Here is a 22,800-nt window from a genome sequence, read left to right as displayed (position 1 = left end):
ATCTTTAATTTTGCCTCGACTCCCCGCATTTATAACCTGTATAAAAATAAAAAAGCTACCCTTTATGGATAGCTTTTCATGTTATAGCCTTCATATTCTGTGCAAGTCGCAGCAATTCTTCAGCATGCTGTTTCGTCAGGTCGGTAACTTCGACCCCTGAAATCATTCTGACGATCTCCTTTACCTTCTCAGATGGAGACAGCGGAGTGACGGATGTTCTGGTCCTTCCACTCTTTATCACCTTTGCGATATACAGATGAGTATCGGCCATCGCGGCAACCTGAGGCAAATGCGAAATGCAAAGAACCTGGGATCCAGTCGAGACATTGTAGATTTTCTCTGCAATTGATTGAGCCACGCGGCCGCTGACTCCTGTATCCACTTCATCGAAAATGATGGAGGTGACACCCTGATGTTTAGAGAAGATACTTTTCAGTGCAAGCATGATCCGGGAAAGTTCTCCGCCGGAAGCAATCTTTGACAAAGGTTTCAAAGGTTCGCCCGGATTTGTTGAAATATAAAATTCAACCTTATCTGCGCCGCTTTTATGGAAATGGTCTGTATTGGAGTCAATTCTCAGGTCGAATACTGTCTTCTCCATATACAGCTCTTTTAATTCTTTATGGATTAATTTCGTAAGTTTCTTAGCATATTTCCTGCGAGTTTGAGTCAAGTTATTGGCCTCGATGCGCAAATCTTTTTTAAGTGATGCTAGCTCTTTTTCCATCTGGCCAATATGTACTTCTTTATTCTGAAGTGTCTCGATTTCTTCCTCAATTTTTGAAGAATACTCCAGGATTTCTTCTATCGTACTTCCGTATTTCCGTTTCAACTGATTAATTTCGTTCAGCCTGTCCTCAATTTCATTCAAGCGCTGAGGGTCATATTCAAGAGAATCCAGTTCATTCCTGATTGTCCTTGCAGCATCTTCAAGCATATAAAAACTGTTCGCAACTGCGTCAGCAATATTCTTATAGTCAGGGTCCAATTCTGCTGCATTCTGAAGATTGTCCATGACCAGACCAATCCAATCAAGGCCCTTTTGCTCCCCCTGCAATGCTGTATAACTGGTCTGAATACTCTCAAAAATCTTTTCAAAGTTGCCAAGCTTGCGCTTCTCTTCGAAAAGCTCCTCATCCTCATTGATCCTTAAATCAGCCGTTAGGATTTCATCATGCTGGAATTGGATTAAGTCAAGTCTGTGAGCCATTTGCTGTTCATTTTCACTCAGGCTCTTCAGCTTTTTCTGTGTTTGTTCAAAAGATCGAAAGACGTGTTGATATTCCTGAAGTGCAGGCAGGATTTCCTCTGCTCCAAATTGATCAAGAAGAGTGATATGCTTCGTCTCATCCATTAATTCCTGGTGCTCATGCTGACCATGAATATCGATCAAAGTTGAGCCCACCTCACGCAAAACAGCAATCGTGACGAGCTTGCCGTTGATCCGGCAAACACTTTTCCCACTCGCTGAAATATCCCTTCTCAAGACAATCATGGCGTCTTCAATTTCAATGCCAAACTCAGATGCCTTCGCATAACTTGGATGATTTTCCCCTTCAAGATGGAACAAACCTTCAATTTCAGCCTTATCTTCACCATGGCGGACGAATTCGGCCGAGCCCCTCCCACCCACTAGAAGGTGGATGGCATCGATGATAATGGATTTTCCTGCGCCTGTCTCTCCGGTGAGTACGGTTAGTCCTTTATTAAAAGAAACGGATAATGATTCAATAATAGCAAAGTTTCGAATCGATAATTCATTTAACAAGCAAACGTCACCTCATTTACAACATTTCGAGAAAACGATTTGTGACTTGCTCAGTATCCTCTGGAGTACGGCAAATAATCAAGATGGTATCGTCCCCACAAATCGTGCCAAGAATATCTTCCCAATCGAGATTATCAATCAATGCCCCGATCGCATTGGCATTGCCAGGCAAGGTTTTCATCACTAGCAGGTGGCCTGCCTGATCGATGCGGATAAAAGCATCCATTAATGACCTTTTTAGTTTTTGCAAAGGATTGAAACGCTGGTCTGCCGGGAGGCTGTATTTGTATCTGCCATCGATCAAAGGAACCTTCACAAGATGGAGCTCCTTGATATCACGGGAAACTGTTGCCTGTGTAACATTAAAGCCGGCAGCTTTCAGCCTGTCCACCAGTTCATCCTGCGTCTCGATATCCTTGCTCGCGATCAGCTCGCGGATTTTTATATGTCGCTGTCCTTTATTCATTAATATCACCCCTGGATATATCCGAAACATTCATATACTCATATGTTAGCCGATTTCAACAGAATGTACAATCATTCGTGGACTTTCGGCAAAAGTTATCGGCGGAATTGACGAAGTGGTGAACTTCCTATAACGAGAAATTCAAGAAAAAAATGACACTTGTTATTTGGCTGTTGATTTTCGTTCCAGGCGCTTCGCTTTCCGCGGGCAGAATTATGAAAAAGCCCAACTGCCGGCTTTTTCAAACAGCAAATTCTTCCTTGCAGTCGGGGAGCCTTCTCGGCTCTTTATGCGTCTGCGGGTTCTCCCCATGTCTAGCTCTTCCCGTAGGACATTGATTGTGCTTCCTCGAACCTGCCCACGCACGATGGAAATGCGTTTGCATTTTCGGAGGAGTCTACGCGCCTTCCACTACAATCAACAGGAGCTTAAAAAAACATTGGGCTCTAAGAGAGCCCCCAAAACAACTATTAAGGTTTTTTAAACTGGAAAATTCTTTGGTGTATAGAATACCATTCCAGTAACTATTTAAATCACACAAAAAAGAACAGGCTGATCCAACCTATTCTTCCTCGCTAGTTTGCTTTGATTTTAGTTCATTATGCGCTGCGGTAACGACTGCTTCAGGCTGCGTATTCAGCAGCAGTTTCCCTTTTTCTTCTCCGATGCCGTTCCACTGCAGGTGAAGCAGGAATTCAATATTGCCATCTCCGCCGGTGATTGGCGAAAAGCTCAAATTGATCACATCATAGCCCTCTGCAATCGAAAAAGAAATGATCCTGTCCAGGACTTGTTCATGAACTTTCCTGTCACGCACGATTCCTTTTTTGCCGACCTGTTCTCTTCCCGCCTCAAATTGCGGCTTGACAAGAGCGACGATATCGCTGCCTGCTGTCAGCAGTGTTTTGAGCACGGGCAAAATAAGACGAAGGGATATGAAAGATACATCAATGCTTGCGAAATTCGGCATCCCTTTAATTAGATCCTCCGGTTTCACATAACGGAAATTTGTTCGCTCCATCACGACGACACGTTCGTCCTGACGCAGCTTCCAGGCAAGCTGATTGTAGCCAACATCCAAAGCATAGCTCATCTCAGCTCCGTTTTGAAGGGCACAATCGGTAAAGCCGCCGGTCGAAGCCCCGATATCCAGCAGTGTTTTCCCTTGGACATCAAGGTCAAAAACCTTTAATGCCTTTTCAAGCTTCAGTCCTCCACGGCTAACATATGGAAGGACATTCCCTTTTACCGTCAGGGGAATGTCACTGCTAACCTTTTCTCCCGGTTTGTCCAACCGATTTTCATTCGTGTAGACGAGCCCTGCCATGATTGTCCGTTTAGCTTTCTCCCTTGTCTCCGCAAGGCCGCGTTCAACAAGCAGTACATCTAATCTTTCCTTTTTGATTTTCATTTGCTACGCCCTTTTTTGTTTCTGTCTCGCAAGCTTTTGCATCCGCAAGACGACATCCTCTGTTGTCATTCCAATTTCATCAAGAAGCTTATCGACACTGCCATGCTCAATGAATTGATCCGGAATACCCATCCTGTCTATCTCTACATGCTGGTAACCCAGGTCATGCGACGTCTCGAGCACGAAGCTTCCAAATCCACCCTGCAGGACAGCTTCCTCGATTGTCAGGATCGGCATGTTTTTATTCAGGATGCCCACCAGCATCTCTTCGTCGAGAGGCTTGATAAAGCGGGTATTGACTACTTTTACTGATACGCCCTGCCTTGCAAGTATTTCTGCTGCTTCCATAGCCATCGGGATTGTTGTGCCAAATGTCAGGATGGCCGCGTCTTCACCTTCACGAAGTACTTCCCAGGTACCAATCGGGATTTCTTTCAGCTCTTCATCCATCGGTACACCTAGTCCATTGCCTCGAGGATAACGCATTGCAATCGGGCCCTCATCGTATTTTATTGCAGTGTATACCATATGCTGTCCTTCATTTTCATCCTTTGGCATCATCAATACCATATTAGGCAAGTGCCTTAAAAAGGCAATGTCAAATACGCCTTGGTGTGTTTCCCCGTCAGCGCCCACAAGTCCTGCGCGGTCAATACCAATGAACACATTTAAGTTCTGGCGGCAAATATCGTGGACCACCTGATCATATGCGCGCTGCAGGAAGGTTGAATAAATCGCCAGGAATGGCTTCATATTTTGCGTCGCCAGACCGGCTGCAAAAGTTGTCGCATGCTGCTCAGCAATCCCGACATCAATCATCCGGTCAGGGAATTCGCTGGCAAAACCCTCAAGCTTAGAACCGACAGGCATCGCCGGTGTCACAGCCACAATCCGTTCATCGGTCCTCGCGATTTTCCTTACTGTCTCACTAACCAGCTTACTCCAGGCTGGTGGTGAGAATTCTGGCTTGACAAAATCACCGGTTTCCATCTTATAAGGTCCGGTTCCATGCCATGTGCCAATTTTATCATTTTCAGCCGGGTTATACCCTTTGCCCTTTTTCGTAATGACATGCAATAATACAGGTCCTTCCTGCTTTTTTGCATATGCAAGGTTTTCAAACAGATCATCATAATCATGTCCATCTACTGGCCCAAGATATGTAAACCCTAATTCCTCGAAAAAGATTCCTGATACAAAGAGATACTTTAAGCTGTCCTTTATTCTTTCAGCAGTCGCCGCGAGCTGACCGCCAATAGCAGGCACCTTTTTTAACAAATATTCGAGTTCATCTTTTACCCAATGGTACTTACCGGCAGTCCGAAGGCGGCCGAGCACACTATGCAATGCGCCCACATTAGGGGCAATCGACATTTCATTATCATTCAAAATGACAATAAGCTTCTTTTTTTCATGACCGATATGATTTAACGCCTCTAAAGCCATGCCTCCTGTAAGGGCACCATCACCGATAATCGGAACGATGTGGGAGTTTTCGCCCTTCAGGTCCCGGGCAATTGCCATCCCCATTGCAGCTGAAAGTGAAGTCGAACTATGTCCCGTTTCCCAGACATCATGCTCACTTTCAACCATTTTTGGAAAACCGCACAGTCCTTTATGCTGCCTTAACGTGTCAAACTGACACGCTCTTCCAGTCAGGATTTTATGTACGTATGATTGGTGCCCAACATCCCAAAGAAACTTATCCTTCGGGCTGTCAAAACACTTATGGAGCGCAATCGTCAGTTCGACAACACCCAGATTAGGTCCGATGTGCCCGCCCGTAACTGATAACTTTTCAATCAAAAACTGCCGAATCTCCCCGCTTAACTCTTCCAATTCCTTAGTCGAAAGATTTTTCAAGAAGGAAGGGTCTTTTATTGATAAAAGATCCATTTCGGACCACTCACTTTCATTTCTGACTTATTATTCCGCACTTTTTATCCTATAACTAAAAAAGTTGTTAGTAATAACATATATTAAGTAAAGAATGGTTTTCAAGCTATACATAGAAATATCGCTTATTTATGTAGTGTTCTTTTCGTAATCTCTTATTTTGGACGGATTTGATCATTATTCCAGTTCAGAACTGTCCATATAAGTCTCGATTACCATTTAATAAACGGAGATGTATATGCTCGAAAAGCATGCTCAATGCGAATACAGCTTTATGTAAAAAAGCTGCCAACACTACCGTGCTAACAGCCAATTATAGCACACTATCGAACTATTCTCAATGACTGCTCTAATGATTACGCAGTCCGATTAAATCTGTGATCTGTTCAAGAATTCCCACCTCTAAACCGCTTTTGCTCAGGGATTCTTTCGCGCTCCGCAAATGGTAATCAAGTGCTTCTTTTGCCCCAGCCAATCCAAGCAACGCAGGATACGTGCTTTTTTCGTTTGCTGTATCGCTCCCAACAGGCTTGCCGATCATTTCCTCATTGCCCTCAAGATCGAGGATATCATCACGTATTTGGAATGCAAGGCCAATATGGTAGGCAAACTTGGACAATACTTCCTTTTGTCCGGCAGTCGCTCCGGCAATTTCAGCTCCGGCAAGGATACTGTATTCCAGTAGTCTTCCTGTTTTATTAATATGGATATATTCAAGCTGCTCAAGTGTGAGCTTCTTATTTTCCCCTTCCATATCTGCAACCTGCCCGCCCACCATACCGGGTGCACCAGCAGCAACAGATAATCCCTTGATCAATGCCAGTTTAACGTTAGCTGATGCCGATGCCTCAGGAATGTCTGCCAGCATATTGAAACTTAATGTCAAAAGAGCATCCCCTGCCAGGATGGCAGTCGCTTCCCCGAATACTTTATGGTTCGTCGGCTTGCCCCTTCTTAGATCATCATCGTCCATGCTTGGCAGGTCATCATGAATCAGCGAATACGTATGGACCATTTCGATCGCCGCGGCAGCATCGACTCCATTTTGCGGGTCTTTTCCAAATGCATCGATTACAGCGAATACCAGCAGCGGTCGAATCCTTTTTCCTCCAGCCTCCAGCGAATAAAGCATCGCCTTCGCAAGATTCTCCGGTGTCTCAAGGGCACCAACCGCTTCCCTTAACCGTTCCTCGACGAGAGTTTTATATTTTATGGTAAAAGAGTCAAGTGAAACAGGATGCAATACTATTCCTCCTCATTTATGGAGAATCCTTCAGTCCGTCCATCTTCTGTAATGATCTGGGCTAGCTGTTCTTCCACATTCTTTAGCTTATCATGGCAAAGTTTGGATAATTCCATTCCTTCTTTATAAAAAGAGATCGCTTCTTCCAAAGGAACATCGCCCTCTTCCAGCTTCTCAACAATGCTTTCAAGTTGGTCCATTGCCTGTTCAAAACTTAGTTTTTTTTCATCTGCCATCGTTATCACTCTCCTCGATATCTGTCACAATACATTGAATGCTTCCGTCAGAAAGCTTTACATTAATTTTCCGTTCGGGTTTTACCTGGGTGACTGTCTTAATCAGTTCCCCGTCGTCTGTATATGCCAGGCTATAGCCGCGGTCCATGATCTTCAGCGGGCTTAATGCTTCAAGTGTAGAAACGATCCCGTTGAACTCTTTTCGCTTTTCAGACAAAACGGAAGTCATCGCCCGGTTTAAAGCTCTAGTTGTCCTTATCTGTCTTTCAGCGGACAGCTTCCTCAGTTCTTCCGGGTGGCTTCGATCCAATCTCCTCTTCAGCTGAACAAGAGCATCATTTTTTGAAGCATATAGTTTCCCGGCTCCTCGGGTCAGAGATTCTGTCAGCTTGTCGACTTGTTCAAGCTTTTGCTCATACAGCTTCCTTGGATAGCGGAAAGCGTAAGACCTGATCAACCGCTGGTAGCGTTCCTGCTGGAAGAACACTTTCTCCCTCATCGCCCTCATCAGTCTGGTTTCCCTGTTCATTACCCTTTCGACCAGTTCCTGGATATGAGGGACAGCCAATTCAGCCGCACCAGTTGGCGTTGGAGCTCTCATATCTGCAACGAAATCAGCGATGGTGAAGTCTGTTTCATGGCCCACAGCAGAAATAATCGGGATTTTCGAGGCAAAAATCGCTCTTGCTACAGTTTCCTCATTGAAGTTCCAGAGTTCCTCAATCGATCCGCCTCCGCGTCCGATGATCAGAACATCAATGTCTGCCCTTTCATTCGCCTTCTCGATTGCCCTCACGATGGAAGGCCCTCCCTGGTCTCCCTGTACCAGTGCCGGGAAAATAAGCACCTTGGTAATGGGGTATCTTCTCTTGATTGTCGTTAATATATCGCGGATTGCAGCTCCCGTTGGCGAAGTAACAATGCCGACAGCTTTTGGATATTTCGGAATAGGCTGCTTGTACTTTGGTGAAAAAAGGCCTTCCTGCTCAAGCTTTTTCTTCAGCTGCTCATAAGCAACAAATAAGTCGCCCACTCCATCGGTTTTCATTTCTTTTATGTATACCTGGTACTGGCCACTGCCTTCGTACACTGAGATATCTCCCCTGACCAAGACTTTCATACCATTTTCAGGCTTGAACTTCATGGATCTGGCGGCTCCCGCGAACATGACCGCAAGGATTCTGGCTTTCTCATCCTTGAGAGTAAAATACATATGGCCGCTTGAATGCCTTTTGAAGTTGGAGATTTCCCCTTTAATATAAACGCCCTGAAGATGAGGGTCGGCATCAAATTTTCGCTTTATGTATTTGGTTAACGCGTTGATGGTTAGATAACGCTGATTATCCATTGGTAAACTCCTTTTGTGGAACATGTCAGTATCAAAAAAACTGCCCATATCCATTATAAATTTAGAATCCCGATTCGTCACTTAACATAAGTGGATTTTCAGTTTCTAACTTATAACAGATATGGACAGAATCACGCCTTATAGATTTGAATTTTGAAGTCTATTCATATGGTTCTTTGCAGACTTCAGAGTGTTGTACATCAGCATGGCGATGGTCATCGGACCAACACCGCCAGGCACAGGAGTGATATACCCGGCTTTTTCTTTGACTTCATCATAGGATACATCACCGCAAAGCTTGCCTAGGGCATTCCGGTTCATGCCAACATCGATGACCACAGCGCCTGGCTTGATATGGTCAGCTGTAATCAAGTCCGCCTTCCCGACTGCGGCTACGATGACATCCGCCTGTTTCGTGTGTTCCTTTAAGTCTTTTGTCCTCGAGTGACAATATGTAACGGTTGCGTTTTCGTTCAGGAAAAGTTGGCCTGCCGGTTTTCCGACAATATTGCTCCTGCCAACCACGACCACATGCTTCCCGGCAAGATCCATCTCTATCTCCTTCATCATGACCATTACACCATATGGCGTGCATGGTAAAAAAGCATCCTGGCCAGTCATCATCCTGCCGATATTGATTGGATGGAAGCCATCAACATCTTTTTCAGGGGAAATAGCTTCAATCAGGTTCTTTTCACTGATATGCTCTGGAAGCGGAAGCTGAACTAAAATCCCGTGAATATCTTCATCCTTGTTGAGTTCGTCTATTTTTGCCAGCAGCTCTTGCTCAGTAATGGAGACAGGATACTCAATCAGGACATTATGCATACCAAGTTCCCTTGCCGTTTTTTGCTTACTGGTGACATACGTTCTCGATGCCTGGTTATCACCGACAAGAATCACTGCCAGGCCTGGAATTACTCCCTGCTTTTTCAGCTCCTGGACCTGGTCAGCGATTTCTAGTTTTTTCTTTTTGGCAATTTCTTTTCCATCAATAATAATAGCAGCCATACTTTCTCCCCCTATATGATCAGGGAAGGTCCAACCTGCCTGCTTCCAATGGTTTTAGGAAATGCTCTGCTTTACTTTAGACAGAACACCATTAATAAATCGGCTTGATTGGTCATCCCCATATAATTTAGCTATTTCGATCGCTTCATCAAGAACGACATTCATCGGTATCTCTTCGTTGCAATACTTCAATTCGTATACAGCCAGACGAAGAAGATTCCGGTCAACAGCTGCTAATCGGTCGAGGGACCATTTTTCCAGGTACACCTTGATCTCCTCATCAATTTCCTGCATGTGCTGGACAGTGCCGTTCACAAGCTTGTTCAGATAATCATCCCCGGCTTCTTCTTCAAGCACATGCTCAATCGCGTCTGAAACTTCCACCTTGCTTATATCAATCTGGAATAAGGCTTGTAATGCCTTTTCTCGTGCTGTTCTTCTTTTCATTGAATTCCTTAGCTCCTTTATGGCTTGTCTGATTCTAACAAAATAATAGCATATCATATCTATTTACGCATGATTTCCTATTATTTTTCACTTTTTAGAAAAAAGTTAATCAAAACAAAAGAAAATATCTCATATAAGCTAAGAATTTCAGATGTAAGAATTGGTGCAGGAAGTGTTTTTGACAGATTTTGCTGGAGAGCTCGGGATTTTGTCCGAAACTGGGTCTACTTCGGCCAACTTTTCCTCTTCTGCACGAGTTTTTGTCCGAACCTGGGGCGTACTAAGGACAACTTCTGTTTAGCCCCATGAAATTTTGTCCGAACCTTTATCTACTTAGAACAACTGCACCATCTGCACTTGAGAAAACAGTACAAAAAAAACCAAAGGCATGCATATTTATGCCTTTGGTTTGATGATTAAACTTCTTGTTCGATTTCCGGTTCCACTTTTTGGTTTTCAAATTGGACGCCGACTACGTGGATATTGACTTCTGTTGCATCAAGTGCCGTCATGTTCAATAATGCCTGGCGGATATTGTCCTGGATTTTTTGCGCAACCACAGGAATCGATACGCCAAACTTCATGACACAATACACGTCAACCTTGATCCCTTCTTCTGCAAGCTCGACTTTGACACCTTTGCCGTGGTTCTTCTTACCAAGTCTTTCGACTACTCCAGCTGCAAAGCTGCCGCGCATTTGCGTGACACCTTCTACTTCGGATGCAGCGATGCTGGCAATGACTTCAATTACTTCAGGTGCGATTTCAACTTTTCCCAGACCATTCTCATCATGGCTCATTTCAAGTAAATGTTGCTGTTCGCTCATGGCTAGACCCTCCTATTATTCTTCTGACATTACATCATACATTTCCAGGAATTTCGTATTGAACTGCCCTTCCACGAATTTTTCATGGTTCAGCAGCTTAAGGTGGAACGGGATGGTGGTATGGATTCCTTCAACCACAAACTCACCAAGCGCTCTCTTCATGCGGTCAATCGCTTCTTCCCGGCTGCTTCCATAAGTAATGACCTTCGCGATCATTGAATCATAGTAAGGCGGGATTGTATAACCAGGATATGCCGCTGAATCTATTCTAACACCAAAACCGCCTGGAGGGAGATACATTTTGATTTTGCCTGCCGATGGCATGAAATTTTTCGCTGGATTTTCTGCGTTGATCCGGCATTCGATTGCCCAGCCGTTGAACTGCACGTCCTCCTGCTTAAGGCTAAGCCTTTCGCCGGATGCAATCTTGATCTGTTCCTTGATCAAATCGACGCCGGTAACCATTTCAGTTACAGGATGTTCAACCTGGATGCGGGTATTCATCTCCATGAAATAAAATTTGCGATTGCGGTAGTCATATATGAATTCTACCGTGCCCGCACCGGTATAATCAACTGCTTCTGCAGCCTTGACCGCAGCTTCGCCCATTTCTGCCCTGATTTCTCCGTCAAGCGCCGGAGAAGGTGTTTCCTCAAGCAGCTTTTGCAGGCGCCTCTGGATTGAGCAATCACGCTCTCCCAGGTGAATTGTGTGGCCATAACTGTCAGCAAGCACCTGAATTTCAACATGGCGGAAATCTTCAATATATTTTTCAATATAAACCCCAGGGTTCCCAAATGCTGTCATCGCTTCCTGCTGGGTAATATTGATACCTTTAATCATCTCTTGTTCAGTCCTGGCAACACGGATTCCTTTTCCGCCTCCGCCAGCCGTTGCCTTGATGATCACCGGATAACCGATGTCATTTGCCAGACTGACCGCATCCTCGGTACTTTCAATGATTCCCTGTGAACCCGGTACAATTGGTACATTGGCCTGCTTCATCGTTTCCCTGGCAACATCCTTCGTCCCCATCTTCTGGATTGCTTCAGGGGATGGACCGACAAACGTAATATTGCACTCCCTGCAAAGCTCCGCAAAATCGGCATTCTCAGCAAGGAAGCCGTAACCTGGATGGATTGCGTCACACCCAGTTAGCTTGGCTACGCTGATAATGTTGGTGAAATTCAAATAGCTGTCCTTTGAAGCCTTTGGTCCGATGCAGTATGCCTCATCAGCAAGCTGCACATGTAGTGATTCCTTGTCAGCTTCTGAATAAACAGCTACGGATTCAACACCCAATTCCCTGCAGGCACGGATGACCCGGACTGCTATTTCTCCTCTGTTGGCTATAAGTAATTTTTTTATCATCAATATCGCTCCTTATTCGGGCTTAACCAGGAATAAAGGCTGGCCGTATTCTACAAGCTGTCCATCTTTAACGAGAACTTCAACGATTTCTCCATTGACTTCTGCCTCAATTTCGTTGAAGAGCTTCATTGCTTCGACGATACATACAATCGAATCTTTGCTTACTTTTGAACCTGTCTTGACATATGCATCTGCTTCAGGTGAAGAAGATTGATAGAAAGTCCCGACCATCGGAGAAACAATCTTATGTAAGTTTGATGTATCCTGAACTTCCTCCTGCTTCACTTCCTGGACCGCTGCTGCCTCCATCTTTGGCTCAGGTTTCGGAGCTTCCTGTACGACTGGCGCTGGCTGCGGCGCTGGTGCAGATGCTGCAGGTTGTACATGCTCAACTACAGACTTCGCTGCTCCGTGCTTCTTCATTTTGATTTTTGATCCTTCATACTCATATGAAAATTCGTCAATGCTTGATTGATCTACTAGTTTGATTAACTCTCTGATTTCTTGTACTTTTAACATCTTTGGGCACCCCTTGTCCATTTCGATTATTAAGACTAGATACTAATACTATACGATAATACCATGTAAAACTTCAATATGTAACAATGTTTCTTGTCTTCCTTCTCTATTTTAATATTTTCTGAAAAAAAAGTGAATTCATACGACAGGAATCCCAAAATTTCTAGCGAATATTACATTAGCTGAATATGAGGAGAATACATTTCATGAAAAATATTGAAGAAATTAAAAAAGAGGATTTGGAAAGGAAAAATTCACTAATCGTCAAAGCCACTCTTGTATCTGTCGTGCTGGCAGCAGTAGTTGATATTACCATGCAAAAGGAACTTGCCGTAATCCTTTCAATCATCGTCGGCGGCGGCGCTGGCGTTGCAGCTGTCGCATTGCTCCACTATACCAAAAGGTTAACAACATTCATTCCTTACCTTTCCGTTATCATTGTATCTGCTGTTCTGTTCCTGATTATGGAAACAAGCGTTTCGCCGACTGCCTATACCCTTCTTTATTTTATCCTTGCTGCCGCAGCAATCTACATGAACAGGAGATTGCTTTTCATGGCATCCGGTCTTGGATTTATGCTTATTTCACTTTTCACTTGGCTGCATCATGATACACTGCCACTGGAAACAAAAAACTATGTAACGATCTATCTATTGTACATGCTGGTCACAGTCATGCTTAGTTTCCAGTTTTCTATTGCAAAAAAACTGGCTCAGACAATTGAGTCAGCAAAACAGGAAACGGAGGAACTCTTAATCAAGGATTTAGAGACAAGGAAAGTCATTGAAAGTAACACAAAGAGCATTGCAAAGCTGATTGATGAGGTGAAATTCAAGAGTAAGGAAAATTATCAATCTTCGAAGGAAATGACCCAGTCTGTGGCAGAGATATCTGCAGGGATCAATATCCAGTCAGATTCAGTCGTTGACATTACTCAATCTCTGGAAAAAACAAATCAGGTCATCACGAGAACATCGTCCCTTGTCGAAAAGCTGCACCAGGACGCAATGGCCGCCGAAAACGTTTCAGATAAAGGCGATGAGCTGATGTCCAGTCTAATTTCAGAATTGACAGCTTCCTATGAAAATATGCAGAATGTCAATTCACATATCTTATCTCTTTCCGCACTGATCAAGGAAACAGCCAGGTTTGCATCAGATATCCAGGGAATTGCTTCCCAGACCAATCTGCTGGCATTGAATGCATCCATCGAGGCAGCCCGTGCCGGGGACAGCGGCAAGGGGTTCGCTGTCGTTGCGGAAGAAGTAAGAAAGCTTGCTGACATCACCAGTCATACAGCGACACAGATTACCGAAAACTTAACAAGCGTTATGAGTGACACTTCCAAAACAAAAGATGGAGTCAACCTGACAGCTGAAAAACTTACAGACAACCTCGAATTAGCAGCAGAAACAATGGAAGCATTCGAAACGATTCATCAAACTTTCAGAGTTTTAAAGAGTGACATATCAGAGCAGGATGCATTAACAAGGACGATTCTGGAATCGTCCATGGCGATTGAAAGTTCAATTACCGGATTCAGCTCTGTCATCCAGCAGGCAAGCGCTGCATTGGAGGAAATATCATCAGCTGCAATTTCGCAAAGTGAACATCATGAGCAATTATTTAAATCTGTGGAAGCGGCGCATCATTCCTTAGATAACTTAATCAGGCTGCAGGAAAAATAAAGGGAAGGCCACCGCCTTCCCTTTAGTACTTCCCTCTTATTTTACAGGCTCAAATTGTACTGCTACATGCTGCATTGAGCCTAGCTCTGTACGGACCATCTGGATGATTTCGTTTGCGGCTGATGCTGAATGTTCCTTAGCTTTTACTGTGATTCTGACATTCTCTCCGTCCGCACGGACAAGCGCGTCATCATAGCCCATTGACTTGATCAATGTTTCAAGAGTGAATTCCTTTTGAGTTACTTCATCTAACTCGTTCATCTTTTCAATTGCATCGCTGCGGTCTTGAGCAGGCAGGTCTGTAGATGCTACAATTGCCTGAAGGTCTTCCTTCATTTTAGTGCGCTGTTCTTCCAGCTTCATGCGAAGTGCCTCGAACTTTTCATCGCTTGCGATGCCAGAGATAACTGTTTTGCCATCTTCGGATTCAGTTGCTGCCGTTTCTTTATCTTCAGCCTTCTGCTCCTCAACTCCTGCCAGATCCGCTTTTTGCTGTTCAGGTGAAGTGATATAGTAAACCGACAGCACCACTACAAGACTTAACATTGTTAACAACCACACTGTTTGCTTTTTCAATAACATCCATTATTCCCCCTTAGATTTTTTAGGCATGACTGCCACCCGATGGTTTGGTACATCCAAAGCCCTGGTGACGGCCTCGATAATCCATTTTTTCACTTGTATATTTTCCGCTCCCTTTGCTACAACAAGGACACCCCTGATTCCTGGCTTCTTTGTCTCAAGAACGATAGGACCCTCTTTTTCACCGTTGCGGATGATGACCAGCTGCTCATCCTGTGAAGCATCCTGGACATTGCGTTTGCCGCCTTCACGATCGGTTTCATCCGTCGTCTGTGACTGGATGACCGTGTTCTTCTCAAGAACCTTCTTATCAGTAGCATCCACGTTTACAAAAACGGTGACATCGCCGACGCCATTGATGCCTTCCAGCATCTCGGTCAATTGTGCTTCATAAGCCTCTTCATACTCGGAAATGACGTCATTCCCTGCCGATTTCTTTTGCCCGAACACTTCAGCATCCTCTTGAGTCTCTGCCTCCTTAGTGGCTGTAACCGCCATTTCAGGATTTTGGTCTCCTAGGATATTGCCTATGAGCATGATTGCGGCCCCGAACAGGACGACAATTATTAAGTATTGGTATTTGCCAGATTTCTTCTCTGGCGGCCCGTCTTTGCTGCTTATTTGTTTCTTAAGCCAGCTAAGTGGACCCTTCTCATTGTCCATGCTCGTCACTCCCCCCTTCTATCATGATTTGAATTGACTTTTCAGGAACATTCCATTTCTCTGACAGAAGAGAAGATATTTGATCTGTATTCTGAGAGGTTTGTTTTGATGGAAGGGGTGCGTTCGTATCAATTTCTACTTCTCTTACTACTGCCACAGTCTCTCCCTCATCTTCGGCTTTCTTCAGATGCACGATGACATACTCCAGGTTTTCAGGGAAAGGCCGCTGATCCTGATTATTTACTTCAAGCTCGATATTAGCAATCTCCATTCCTTGCTGCTCCATCAACTCCTCCTCTGCGGCTGTTTTCAGTTGGACAGCCATTGTTTCTAAAATATATGCATGCTGGGATGCTTGTATTTCTTTTTTCTGAAATTCTATTGAATTTTTTATCTTTTCATCCTCAAAACTACTGAATTGCCCCATCGATGCGATCGCTGTTTCAAAGTCTGAAGTGAATAATTTCAGTACTGGAGACAGGATGATGGCGATCAAAATCAAACCTGTGACGATTTTTGTGTATTTCTGGAAGCTCGAATTTGGCAGGAGCATGTCAAGGACAGTTGCCAGGAGTATGAAGATAATAATGTTGGTAATCCATTCTTTTAGAAAATCCACTTCTTCTCCCCCCTTACCTCACCATCATTGTTAGATTTCCAGCGGCAATAATGACCGTGATTGTCAGGAAAAACATCAAGGAAACAATCCCGAGCGCGGCAAAAACATAGATGATGCTTTTGCTGATGATATCGAGACAATTTATGACCGGTCCGCCACCAAGCGGCTGGAGAATCGCTGCTGCAAATTTATAGATAAAAGCAACCATCAGGATTTTCACTGCAGGAAAAGCTGCGATGATCAGCAGAATGGCAACTCCCGCGATACCGACCGTGTTCTTAAGCAGCATCGAGGCACTGATGACCGTGTCCGTCGCATCCGTGAACACCCGGCCAATGACCGGAACAAAGTTGCCAGTGATGAATTTAGCCGTCTTGACAGTGACTCCATCTGTCACCGCGGAGGATGCCCCCTGAACCGAAATGACACCAAGGAATACGGTCAGCAAAATTCCAAGCAGTCCGACGCTCCAGTTACGGAGCATGCTGGCCAACTGTGTGACCTTGTATTGCTCTGACAATATGCTGACGATGCTCAAGAGGGTGGAAAGGAATAAGAGCGGCAGCACGACATATTGGATGAACATTCCGCTAGTGTTCATCATGAAAATGATGACTGGATGGAAAAACGCAGCCGATATCAGACCGCCGGATGTTGCCATCAGCGCCAGCAGCAGCGGGATCAAGGCCAGAATGAATTGAATCATCGTTCCAATTGCATCATTTGTGTAATCAACGACCACATGAAAGCTATTGAGCGCAATAATAATGAGGACCATGAACACAATGGAATAGGCTACCTTGCTGATGGTGCTTTTTTCAAAAGAATTTTGCAGCGCCTGAAGAAACATGCTAAAAACGGTAAGCAAAATCAAGGAACCTAGTAATTTTCCATTGACGATAAACTCGTGGAAAGCGAAATTCATAATCCCTTTAAACCATTCCTTCAACGAAAACTTTTTTTCACCACTGATGAAATCATATAAACTGCCTTTCTGGCTTTCTGGTAGATAACCATCATATTTGTTGATAATGTCCTCCCAGAAACCTTTGAGTTCATCAATATTCAAGTCCTCAAGCTGAGCTGAGGCGATTTTATCCGGATTGATCATTGTGTTTGTTTTCTCCTCGTCACCAACAGCTTGTACAACCGGAAGGAAAAAAAATAACTGGATTAATACAATGCCAAGTATGAACTGCAAACGCTGCTTCAACTAAAGTCACCTCTTTAAAAAAGGCCCGCGATCAGCCCGGAATCAAGCGAATGATTGTTTCGATCATGACAGTGAGAATCGGAATGGCCATGGCGAGAATAAGAATTTTTCCGCCTAATTCAATTTTTGAAGCAATCGCCCCCTGACCTGCATCTTTTGTGATTTGGGCTGCGAATTCAGCAATATAGGCGATTCCGATGATTTTCAGGATCGTTTCTACATAGACGAGATTTACCTTGGCATTTGCTGCCAGCTTCTGGATCATTGAAATGATTTGATATATTTGGTCAACCAGAAATAAAAAGATAGCTGAACCTGTGAACACGATCAGCAAGAAAGCAAAGTTTGGCTTTTGTTCCTTGACAATAAGGGCCAGGAAAGTCGCGATCAGTGCTACACCTGTTATTTGAAGGATCTCAATGGCAAAGCCCTCCCCTACCCTTGAAATAGGAATACTGATTTAATTTTTTGAAAGAGGTCATCGACAATGGAGGCTACCATGAAAAGGATGTATATGAACCCAAATAAGGTTACCCACTGTGCATATTCTTTCTTTCCCACCTGATCGAGAATGGTGTGTAAAAATGCAACGACGATGCCTACCCCTGCGATTTTAAAAATAATATCCACTTCAAGACCCATCTTGTCCTCCTCCTAAACGCTACATCAATAAGATGATTAATAATAAGCCTGATAAAAAGCCAATACTTTTCACCATTTTTTCGTATTTCATTTGTTTTTCGCAGGCATCTGCTTCTTCTCTTTCCAGATGGGAGATAGTCAGCAGGATTTGTTTTTGCTGGGAATGACGGTCATGCCTGCCGAGCGTCTCACCAAATTGTTTCATGATTTCAAACTCACCCTGTTTAAAGGCCGTCATTTTCCAGACCTCTTTCAGGCTGTCTTCCCACGCTTCTTTCACCGTTGTATCAGTTTCTGTCAGCTTTTTTGAAAAAGCTTCGAAAAACCAGGATAAAGGCTTGGACATCTGGGCAGCGAGCTTTCTTGAGGCATCATGAAGCGGTGTATGCCCGTACATGATTTCGGCCTCCAATGATTGCAGAGCGGACTTCAGAAGCCTAAGCTGCCTGGGCCGCTCACTAAGGTGCCTGGATGCTTCGAAACCTGTCCAAGTCGTGGCCAGGATAATCAATATCGCACCGATTATTTTGATCATTTATGTCACTCTCACTTTATGGCGAACTTCTTTGCCGTTTGCTTCCCTTATTGAGGTGATGGTTCCCGGGCCAGAACTTCTTCCAAGCTCCACAAATCTATCGAATATCCCCATCTCCAAAATTGGTTTCAAAGTTGGCCTTTTTCGAATATCTTCCAGCGAATCTCCATGTGTGGTCATGATTAATTTAATACCTGCGTTAACCGCTTCAAGAATCGCTTCTCCATCTTCTTTTCGGCCTATTTCATCTACAACCAGGACATCCGGGCTCATCGAGCGGATCATCATCATCATCCCCTCGGCCTTCGGGCATGAATCCAGGATATCTACTCTAGGTCCGAATGTTAGCTGCGGGACTCCTTTTACGCATCCTGCTATTTCCGACCTCTCATCTACAATGCCTGCCTTAAGCGGGGGCAGTTTTTTTTCAGGAACCCCGCTGGATATCATCCTTGCTATATCCCTGAGCAGCGTGGTTTTTCCTGTCTGGGGCGGACCAATAATTATCGTATGTTTCCAGCCATTCTCGTAAATATAAGGAAGCAATGGTTCTGCAATCCCGATTTTTTCCCTCGCAATCCTAAAATTAAAGGATGAAATATCCCTGATTGCTTTAACAAAGCCATTTTCCAGGATCACCTTGCCTGCCAGTCCGACTCGATGACCTCCAGCAATGGTGATATAACCACGCTTTAATTCTTCCTCCAACGTATACATTGAAAAATGCCCAAGCTTGTTCAACAGCTGGACAGCATCCTCAGGCGGAATGATATACGGCAGGAATTGAGGCTTTCCTCTTACCGTTATTTCAAGCGGCCTGTTAATCCGTATCCGCACTTCTTCCATCCCTTCTTGATCATTAGGAGGCACTGCATCCAGCAATTCGGCAATTCGTTTCGGCAAAAAAGATAAGATATCCTCCATCATTAATCCTCCTGACAATACGCTTACTTAATATGTATGCCTGCTTGGACACTTTATGACCGGCAGATTCGCGAATGGCTGATAGACGGAATTTGTTTTGTGTTTATTTACGGATGGATTTTACATTTTGAAATGTTAGGAACTGAAATCGAGAGGAAATAATATCGCTTTTAAACGAAAAGAATAGTAAGGAAAGGAGTTGATAAATTTGAATGAGGATCACCAGAAGTTCCAAAAAGACCAAAAGGAAGATAGGGCAGTTTATCTTGGAGGCGGAAGAAGTCCAAAGGAATCACCGATGACTGACACAAAATACAACAATAAGAATGACACTGATAAAGCACCGGGAGCTGGCGAATAATCTCTAGTATTCCTTTTATCCTTTCTTTGCTTTTTTCTATGACCGTTATTTGTTCTTCAATGCCAACATAGTTATAGGTAATAGAAAAAGCAGTCTGGAGGGATAATGGATGGTAAATGGATTGTATACAGGCTACCGTGGCAACGGTACCGGGAATGGAAGGAAAATTACCGTTAGTGGAGAAGGTTCTGTGTTCGCTGCGCCAAACCGGGCGACAGCAACGATTGGGGTTCGCACCGAAAATCAAAACCTGCAAAGTGCCCAGGCCGAAAATGCAGAAAAATCTAATGCGATGTTAGCAGCCTTACGTAATCTTGGGATTGCAAAGGATGATATTAAAACGGCAGATTATCGGATTGATCCAATTTATACCTATGAAGACGGCAAGCAGTTATTCCAGGGATATCGCGTTACACACCTGTACAATATCACGATCAGGAATATTGCCCGGGCAGGATTGATCATCGACACCGCTGTTGAAAATGGTGCAAACGAAATCATGAACATACAATTTTCAGTTGCAGAGCCTCAGGAGTTGTACAATAGGGCACTTTCAATGGCAGTGGTCGATTCATACAACAAAGCTCAAACAGTAGCCCGGACCTTAGGAATCCAAACCTCCATTTCCCCTCTTACGATTACAGAAGAAACCCAGAAAGGTTCGCCCGGCCCATTCCTGGTCGCATCTTTAGATACTAGCAGCGGGAGCGGGACGCCGATAGAACCGGGGAAACTGGAAATCAAGGCGACTGTCACTGGGACATATATAAGTTCATAATTTTTCAAAAGTCAGGCGGATAGCCTGGCTTTTTTCTGGTATAAAGAAAGAGAGGGATTGAGTACCGATTATGTAAGCTTCTCCTGACACAATTTGTCTATATCCACTTGAATACTTTTAAGTTAAAATACCTATATAAGTATTATAAGGAGAGATCATCATGAAGAAATTATTTGCGGCATTTATGTTTATATTGTTGATTACCGGCTGTTCCGGCGGCGGTTCTTATACTGATGTTTCGGTCGATGAAGCAAAAGAATTGATCGATAGTGGAGAAGTCCAGGTTTTGGATGTACGTACTCCTGATGAATTCGCAGCTGGACATATTCCAGGAGCGAAACTAGTTCCATTGCAGGTCATTGAGAGCATGCTATCCGAGCTTGATCAAGACCAAAAATATCTAGTGGTCTGCCGCAGCGGCAACCGCTCCACACAGGCTAGCGGAATCCTCGTGGAAAATGGATTCAAGAATATTTACAATATGACCGGCGGAATGAATGAGTGGAAATATGAGATAGAGCAATAAGCAAATTATTTAAGCATCTCGGTCTTCGAGATGCTTTTTTCCCATATAAAAAACCTGCTTTTCAGCAGGTTTTTTTATTATCGATTACGCACGGGATACATAAGATGCATCTGTTGTGTTGATAACAAGTTTGTCGCCCTGGTTTATGAAGAATGGAACCTGTACTGTAAGGCCGGTTTCCAATGTCGCAGACTTAGTACCGCCAGAAGACGTGTCACCTTTGATACCAGGTTCTGTTTCTGTTACTTCAAGTTCTACAGAGTTTGGAAGCTCAACACCTAGAGTTTCGTGGCCGAATTGCATAATGTATACTTCCATGTTTTCCTTAAGGAATTTCAACTCATATTCAATAGAAGAGCCTGGCAATTCGATTTGCTCGTAAGACTCATTGTCCATGAATACGTGCTGGTCGCCGCTTGCATATAAGTATTGCATTTTGCGGTTCTCGATTTGTGCTTTTGCTACTTTTTCACCGGCGCGGAAAGTTTTTTCCTGGATCGCCCCAGTACGAAGGTTGCGAAGCTTTGAGCGCACAAACGCAGCTCCTTTTCCTGGCTTAACGTGTTGGAAATCAAGTACACGCCAGATGCCATTGTCCACTTCAATTGTTAAACCTGTACGGAAATCGTTAACTGAAATCATTATTTGTCCTCCTAATGTGTCCTATAATATGATGAGTTCCTTAGTAGAATGTGTCAGTGACTCATTATGGTCTTTTGTTATAACAGTATCGTCCTCTATTCTTACTCCGCCAAGGCCAGCTATGTAGATCCCCGGCTCGACAGTCACAACCATACCAGGTTCAAGAACAGTATCAGAACGGAAAGACAGACCAGGTCCTTCATGTACTTCGAGTCCGATACCATGGCCTGTGGAGTGGCCAAAATACTCTCCGTACCCTTTTTCGGTGATTAAGTTGCGGGTAAGCGCATCAGCTTCCCTTCCTGTCATGCCCGGCTTAATGCCTGCCATCCCGCGAAGCTGGGCTTCTAAGACGATATCATAGATTTCCCTAAGCTTGTCTGAAGGGCTGCCTACAGCTAATGTACGGGTAATATCCGATACATACCCATTATAATAGGCACCATAATCAAGGGTGACGAAGTCTCCTGTTTCAATCACCTTGTCACTTGCTACTCCGTGCGGAAGTGCTGAACGATAGCCTGAAGCTACAATAATATCGAATGAAGAAGATGTTGCACCCTGTTTTCTCATGAAGAATTCCAGTTCATTAGATACTTCCAGCTCTGTCCTGCCCGGACGGATAAACTCAATTATATGTGTAAACGCAGCATCTGCGATGGCTGCTGCTTCCTTTAATATCTTAATCTCTGAATCAGTCTTAATCAAGCGTAACTTTTCAATTTCGCCTGATACGGGCACTAGTTCTGCTTCCACGCCTTTATCAAAGGTTTTATAAGCAGAATATGTAACATGATTTTCTTCAAAGCCAAGCTTGTTGATCCCCAACTTTTTAGCCTGCTCTGCAACCTCGTCCTGAATCAGCCCTTTGTGCAGGACTACTTCATAGCCTTCGCATTGTTTCGCAGCCTGCTCAGTATACCTGAAATCCGTGATGAATAATGCTTTTTCGGCACTGATCAGCACCATGCCTGCAGAACCAGTGAACCCTGTCATATATCTGCGGTTGAAATCACTAGTGACCAGCATTCCATCGATTCCGAGTCTTTGAAAGCTCTCACGTAATTTTTGAATTTTCTCCATA

General features: G+C 44.1%; 26 protein-coding genes. 4 read left to right on the top strand and 22 right to left on the bottom strand.

Translation table 11 applies throughout. From position 1 onward, the window contains the following. Positions 1–76: 76 nt before the first annotated feature. The 12 genes from recN to accB form a co-directional block, all read right to left on the bottom strand. Positions 77–1,768 carry a DNA repair protein RecN gene (gene recN / locus J7I80_RS16580; protein ID WP_214739552.1) on the bottom strand — a complete coding sequence of 564 codons (1,692 nt, stop codon included), beginning with the start codon at positions 1,766–1,768 and terminating at the stop codon, positions 77–79. A 16-nt stretch (positions 1,769–1,784) separates the two neighbouring features. Continuing rightward, positions 1,785–2,234, bottom strand: a complete 450-nt coding sequence (gene ahrC / locus J7I80_RS16575; protein ID WP_041967930.1) for a transcriptional regulator AhrC/ArgR — start codon at positions 2,232–2,234, stop codon at positions 1,785–1,787. A gap of 562 nt (positions 2,235–2,796) precedes the next feature. Continuing rightward, positions 2,797–3,645 carry a TlyA family RNA methyltransferase gene (locus J7I80_RS16570; protein WP_214739550.1) on the bottom strand — a complete coding sequence of 283 codons (849 nt, stop codon included), beginning with the start codon at positions 3,643–3,645 and terminating at the stop codon, positions 2,797–2,799. A 3-nt stretch (positions 3,646–3,648) separates the two neighbouring features. Next, a complete protein-coding gene (gene dxs / locus J7I80_RS16565) occupies positions 3,649–5,541 on the bottom strand; it encodes a 1-deoxy-D-xylulose-5-phosphate synthase (RefSeq protein WP_214739548.1) in 1,893 nt (630 codons plus the stop codon). A gap of 349 nt (positions 5,542–5,890) precedes the next feature. Next, the gene (locus tag J7I80_RS16560; RefSeq protein ID WP_214739546.1) at positions 5,891–6,784 is read right to left on the bottom strand and encodes a polyprenyl synthetase family protein; all 894 of its coding nucleotides are present in this window, start codon (positions 6,782–6,784) and stop codon (positions 5,891–5,893) included. Positions 6,785–6,786: 2 nt separating this feature from the next. Further along, positions 6,787–7,020, bottom strand: coding sequence for an exodeoxyribonuclease VII small subunit (locus J7I80_RS16555; RefSeq protein WP_167831504.1), 234 nt, complete (start codon positions 7,018–7,020; stop codon positions 6,787–6,789). Beyond that, positions 7,010–8,368, bottom strand: a complete 1,359-nt coding sequence (gene xseA, locus J7I80_RS16550) for an exodeoxyribonuclease VII large subunit (protein ID WP_214739544.1) — start codon at positions 8,366–8,368, stop codon at positions 7,010–7,012. The genes J7I80_RS16555 and xseA overlap by 11 nt, the downstream gene beginning before the upstream one ends. Positions 8,369–8,506: 138 nt before the next feature. Then, positions 8,507–9,379: a bifunctional methylenetetrahydrofolate dehydrogenase/methenyltetrahydrofolate cyclohydrolase FolD gene (folD, locus tag J7I80_RS16545; protein ID WP_214739541.1), complete on the bottom strand. Its 873-nt coding sequence runs from the start codon at positions 9,377–9,379 to the stop codon at positions 8,507–8,509. Positions 9,380–9,433: 54 nt separating this feature from the next. Continuing rightward, positions 9,434–9,826, bottom strand: coding sequence for a transcription antitermination factor NusB (nusB, locus tag J7I80_RS16540; protein WP_214739539.1), 393 nt, complete (start codon positions 9,824–9,826; stop codon positions 9,434–9,436). A gap of 416 nt (positions 9,827–10,242) precedes the next feature. Next, entirely contained in the window at positions 10,243–10,653 is a 411-nt protein-coding gene (locus tag J7I80_RS16535) for an Asp23/Gls24 family envelope stress response protein (protein WP_192470733.1), read from the bottom strand. 15 nt (positions 10,654–10,668) lie between these two features. Beyond that, the gene (gene accC, locus J7I80_RS16530; RefSeq protein ID WP_214739537.1) at positions 10,669–12,024 is read right to left on the bottom strand and encodes an acetyl-CoA carboxylase biotin carboxylase subunit; all 1,356 of its coding nucleotides are present in this window, start codon (positions 12,022–12,024) and stop codon (positions 10,669–10,671) included. 12 nt (positions 12,025–12,036) lie between these two features. Beyond that, a complete protein-coding gene (gene accB, locus J7I80_RS16525) occupies positions 12,037–12,543 on the bottom strand; it encodes an acetyl-CoA carboxylase biotin carboxyl carrier protein (protein WP_214739535.1) in 507 nt (168 codons plus the stop codon). Positions 12,544–12,731: 188 nt separating this feature from the next. Here accB and J7I80_RS23545 point away from each other — a divergent pair, with 188 nt between their 5' ends. After that, on the top strand, positions 12,732–14,231 hold the full coding sequence (locus J7I80_RS23545; RefSeq protein WP_483297710.1) for a methyl-accepting chemotaxis protein: 1,500 nt from the start codon (positions 12,732–12,734) through the stop codon (positions 14,229–14,231). 36 nt (positions 14,232–14,267) lie between these two features. Here the strand turns inward: J7I80_RS23545 and J7I80_RS16515 are convergent, their stop codons facing one another. Genes J7I80_RS16515 through spoIIIAA form a run of 8 tightly spaced genes read right to left on the bottom strand, consistent with a single transcriptional unit; the run spans position 14,268 to position 19,409 of the window. After that, positions 14,268–14,813 (bottom strand): SpoIIIAH-like family protein, encoded by a 546-nt coding sequence (locus J7I80_RS16515; protein ID WP_214739531.1) that lies wholly within the window; start codon positions 14,811–14,813, stop codon positions 14,268–14,270. 3 nt (positions 14,814–14,816) lie between these two features. Beyond that, positions 14,817–15,476, bottom strand: coding sequence for a stage III sporulation protein AG (gene spoIIIAG / locus J7I80_RS16510; protein WP_214739529.1), 660 nt, complete (start codon positions 15,474–15,476; stop codon positions 14,817–14,819). Further along, a complete protein-coding gene (gene spoIIIAF, locus J7I80_RS16505) occupies positions 15,466–16,095 on the bottom strand; it encodes a stage III sporulation protein AF (protein ID WP_214739527.1) in 630 nt (209 codons plus the stop codon). Before spoIIIAF ends, spoIIIAG begins: the two co-directional genes overlap by 11 nt. Before the next feature lie 13 nt (positions 16,096–16,108). Next, the gene (gene spoIIIAE, locus J7I80_RS16500) at positions 16,109–17,308 is read right to left on the bottom strand and encodes a stage III sporulation protein AE (RefSeq protein ID WP_214739525.1); all 1,200 of its coding nucleotides are present in this window, start codon (positions 17,306–17,308) and stop codon (positions 16,109–16,111) included. A 31-nt stretch (positions 17,309–17,339) separates the two neighbouring features. Beyond that, a complete protein-coding gene (gene spoIIIAD / locus J7I80_RS16495; RefSeq protein WP_173401223.1) occupies positions 17,340–17,729 on the bottom strand; it encodes a stage III sporulation protein AD in 390 nt (129 codons plus the stop codon). 14 nt (positions 17,730–17,743) lie between these two features. Then, the gene (gene spoIIIAC / locus J7I80_RS16490; RefSeq protein WP_009794945.1) at positions 17,744–17,950 is read right to left on the bottom strand and encodes a stage III sporulation protein AC; all 207 of its coding nucleotides are present in this window, start codon (positions 17,948–17,950) and stop codon (positions 17,744–17,746) included. Positions 17,951–17,969: 19 nt separating this feature from the next. After that, positions 17,970–18,485: a stage III sporulation protein SpoIIIAB gene (gene spoIIIAB / locus J7I80_RS16485; protein WP_214739523.1), complete on the bottom strand. Its 516-nt coding sequence runs from the start codon at positions 18,483–18,485 to the stop codon at positions 17,970–17,972. Then, on the bottom strand, positions 18,486–19,409 hold the full coding sequence (gene spoIIIAA, locus J7I80_RS16480; RefSeq protein WP_214739521.1) for a stage III sporulation protein AA: 924 nt from the start codon (positions 19,407–19,409) through the stop codon (positions 18,486–18,488). Positions 19,410–19,617: 208 nt separating this feature from the next. Between spoIIIAA and J7I80_RS16475 the strand changes: the two genes are divergently transcribed. From J7I80_RS16475 to J7I80_RS16465, 3 genes are all read left to right on the top strand, one after another. Next, positions 19,618–19,770: a hypothetical protein gene (locus J7I80_RS16475; RefSeq protein WP_214739519.1), complete on the top strand. Its 153-nt coding sequence runs from the start codon at positions 19,618–19,620 to the stop codon at positions 19,768–19,770. 109 nt (positions 19,771–19,879) lie between these two features. Then, positions 19,880–20,548 carry an SIMPL domain-containing protein gene (locus tag J7I80_RS16470; protein ID WP_214739517.1) on the top strand — a complete coding sequence of 223 codons (669 nt, stop codon included), beginning with the start codon at positions 19,880–19,882 and terminating at the stop codon, positions 20,546–20,548. A gap of 160 nt (positions 20,549–20,708) precedes the next feature. Then, on the top strand, positions 20,709–21,074 hold the full coding sequence (locus J7I80_RS16465; RefSeq protein ID WP_214739515.1) for a rhodanese-like domain-containing protein: 366 nt from the start codon (positions 20,709–20,711) through the stop codon (positions 21,072–21,074). A gap of 84 nt (positions 21,075–21,158) precedes the next feature. Here the strand turns inward: J7I80_RS16465 and efp are convergent, their stop codons facing one another. Continuing rightward, positions 21,159–21,716, bottom strand: a complete 558-nt coding sequence (efp, locus tag J7I80_RS16460) for an elongation factor P (RefSeq protein ID WP_192470745.1) — start codon at positions 21,714–21,716, stop codon at positions 21,159–21,161. 21 nt (positions 21,717–21,737) lie between these two features. Next, on the bottom strand, positions 21,738–22,799 hold the full coding sequence (locus J7I80_RS16455) for a M24 family metallopeptidase (protein WP_214739513.1): 1,062 nt from the start codon (positions 22,797–22,799) through the stop codon (positions 21,738–21,740). Position 22,800 lies beyond the last annotated feature (1 nt).

Origin of the sequence: Bacillus sp. ISL-41 (assembly GCF_018613235.1) — a bacterium.
GTDB lineage: Bacteria > Bacillota > Bacilli > Bacillales > Cytobacillaceae > Mesobacillus.
This window is presented reverse-complemented; position numbering and strand designations above follow the sequence as displayed.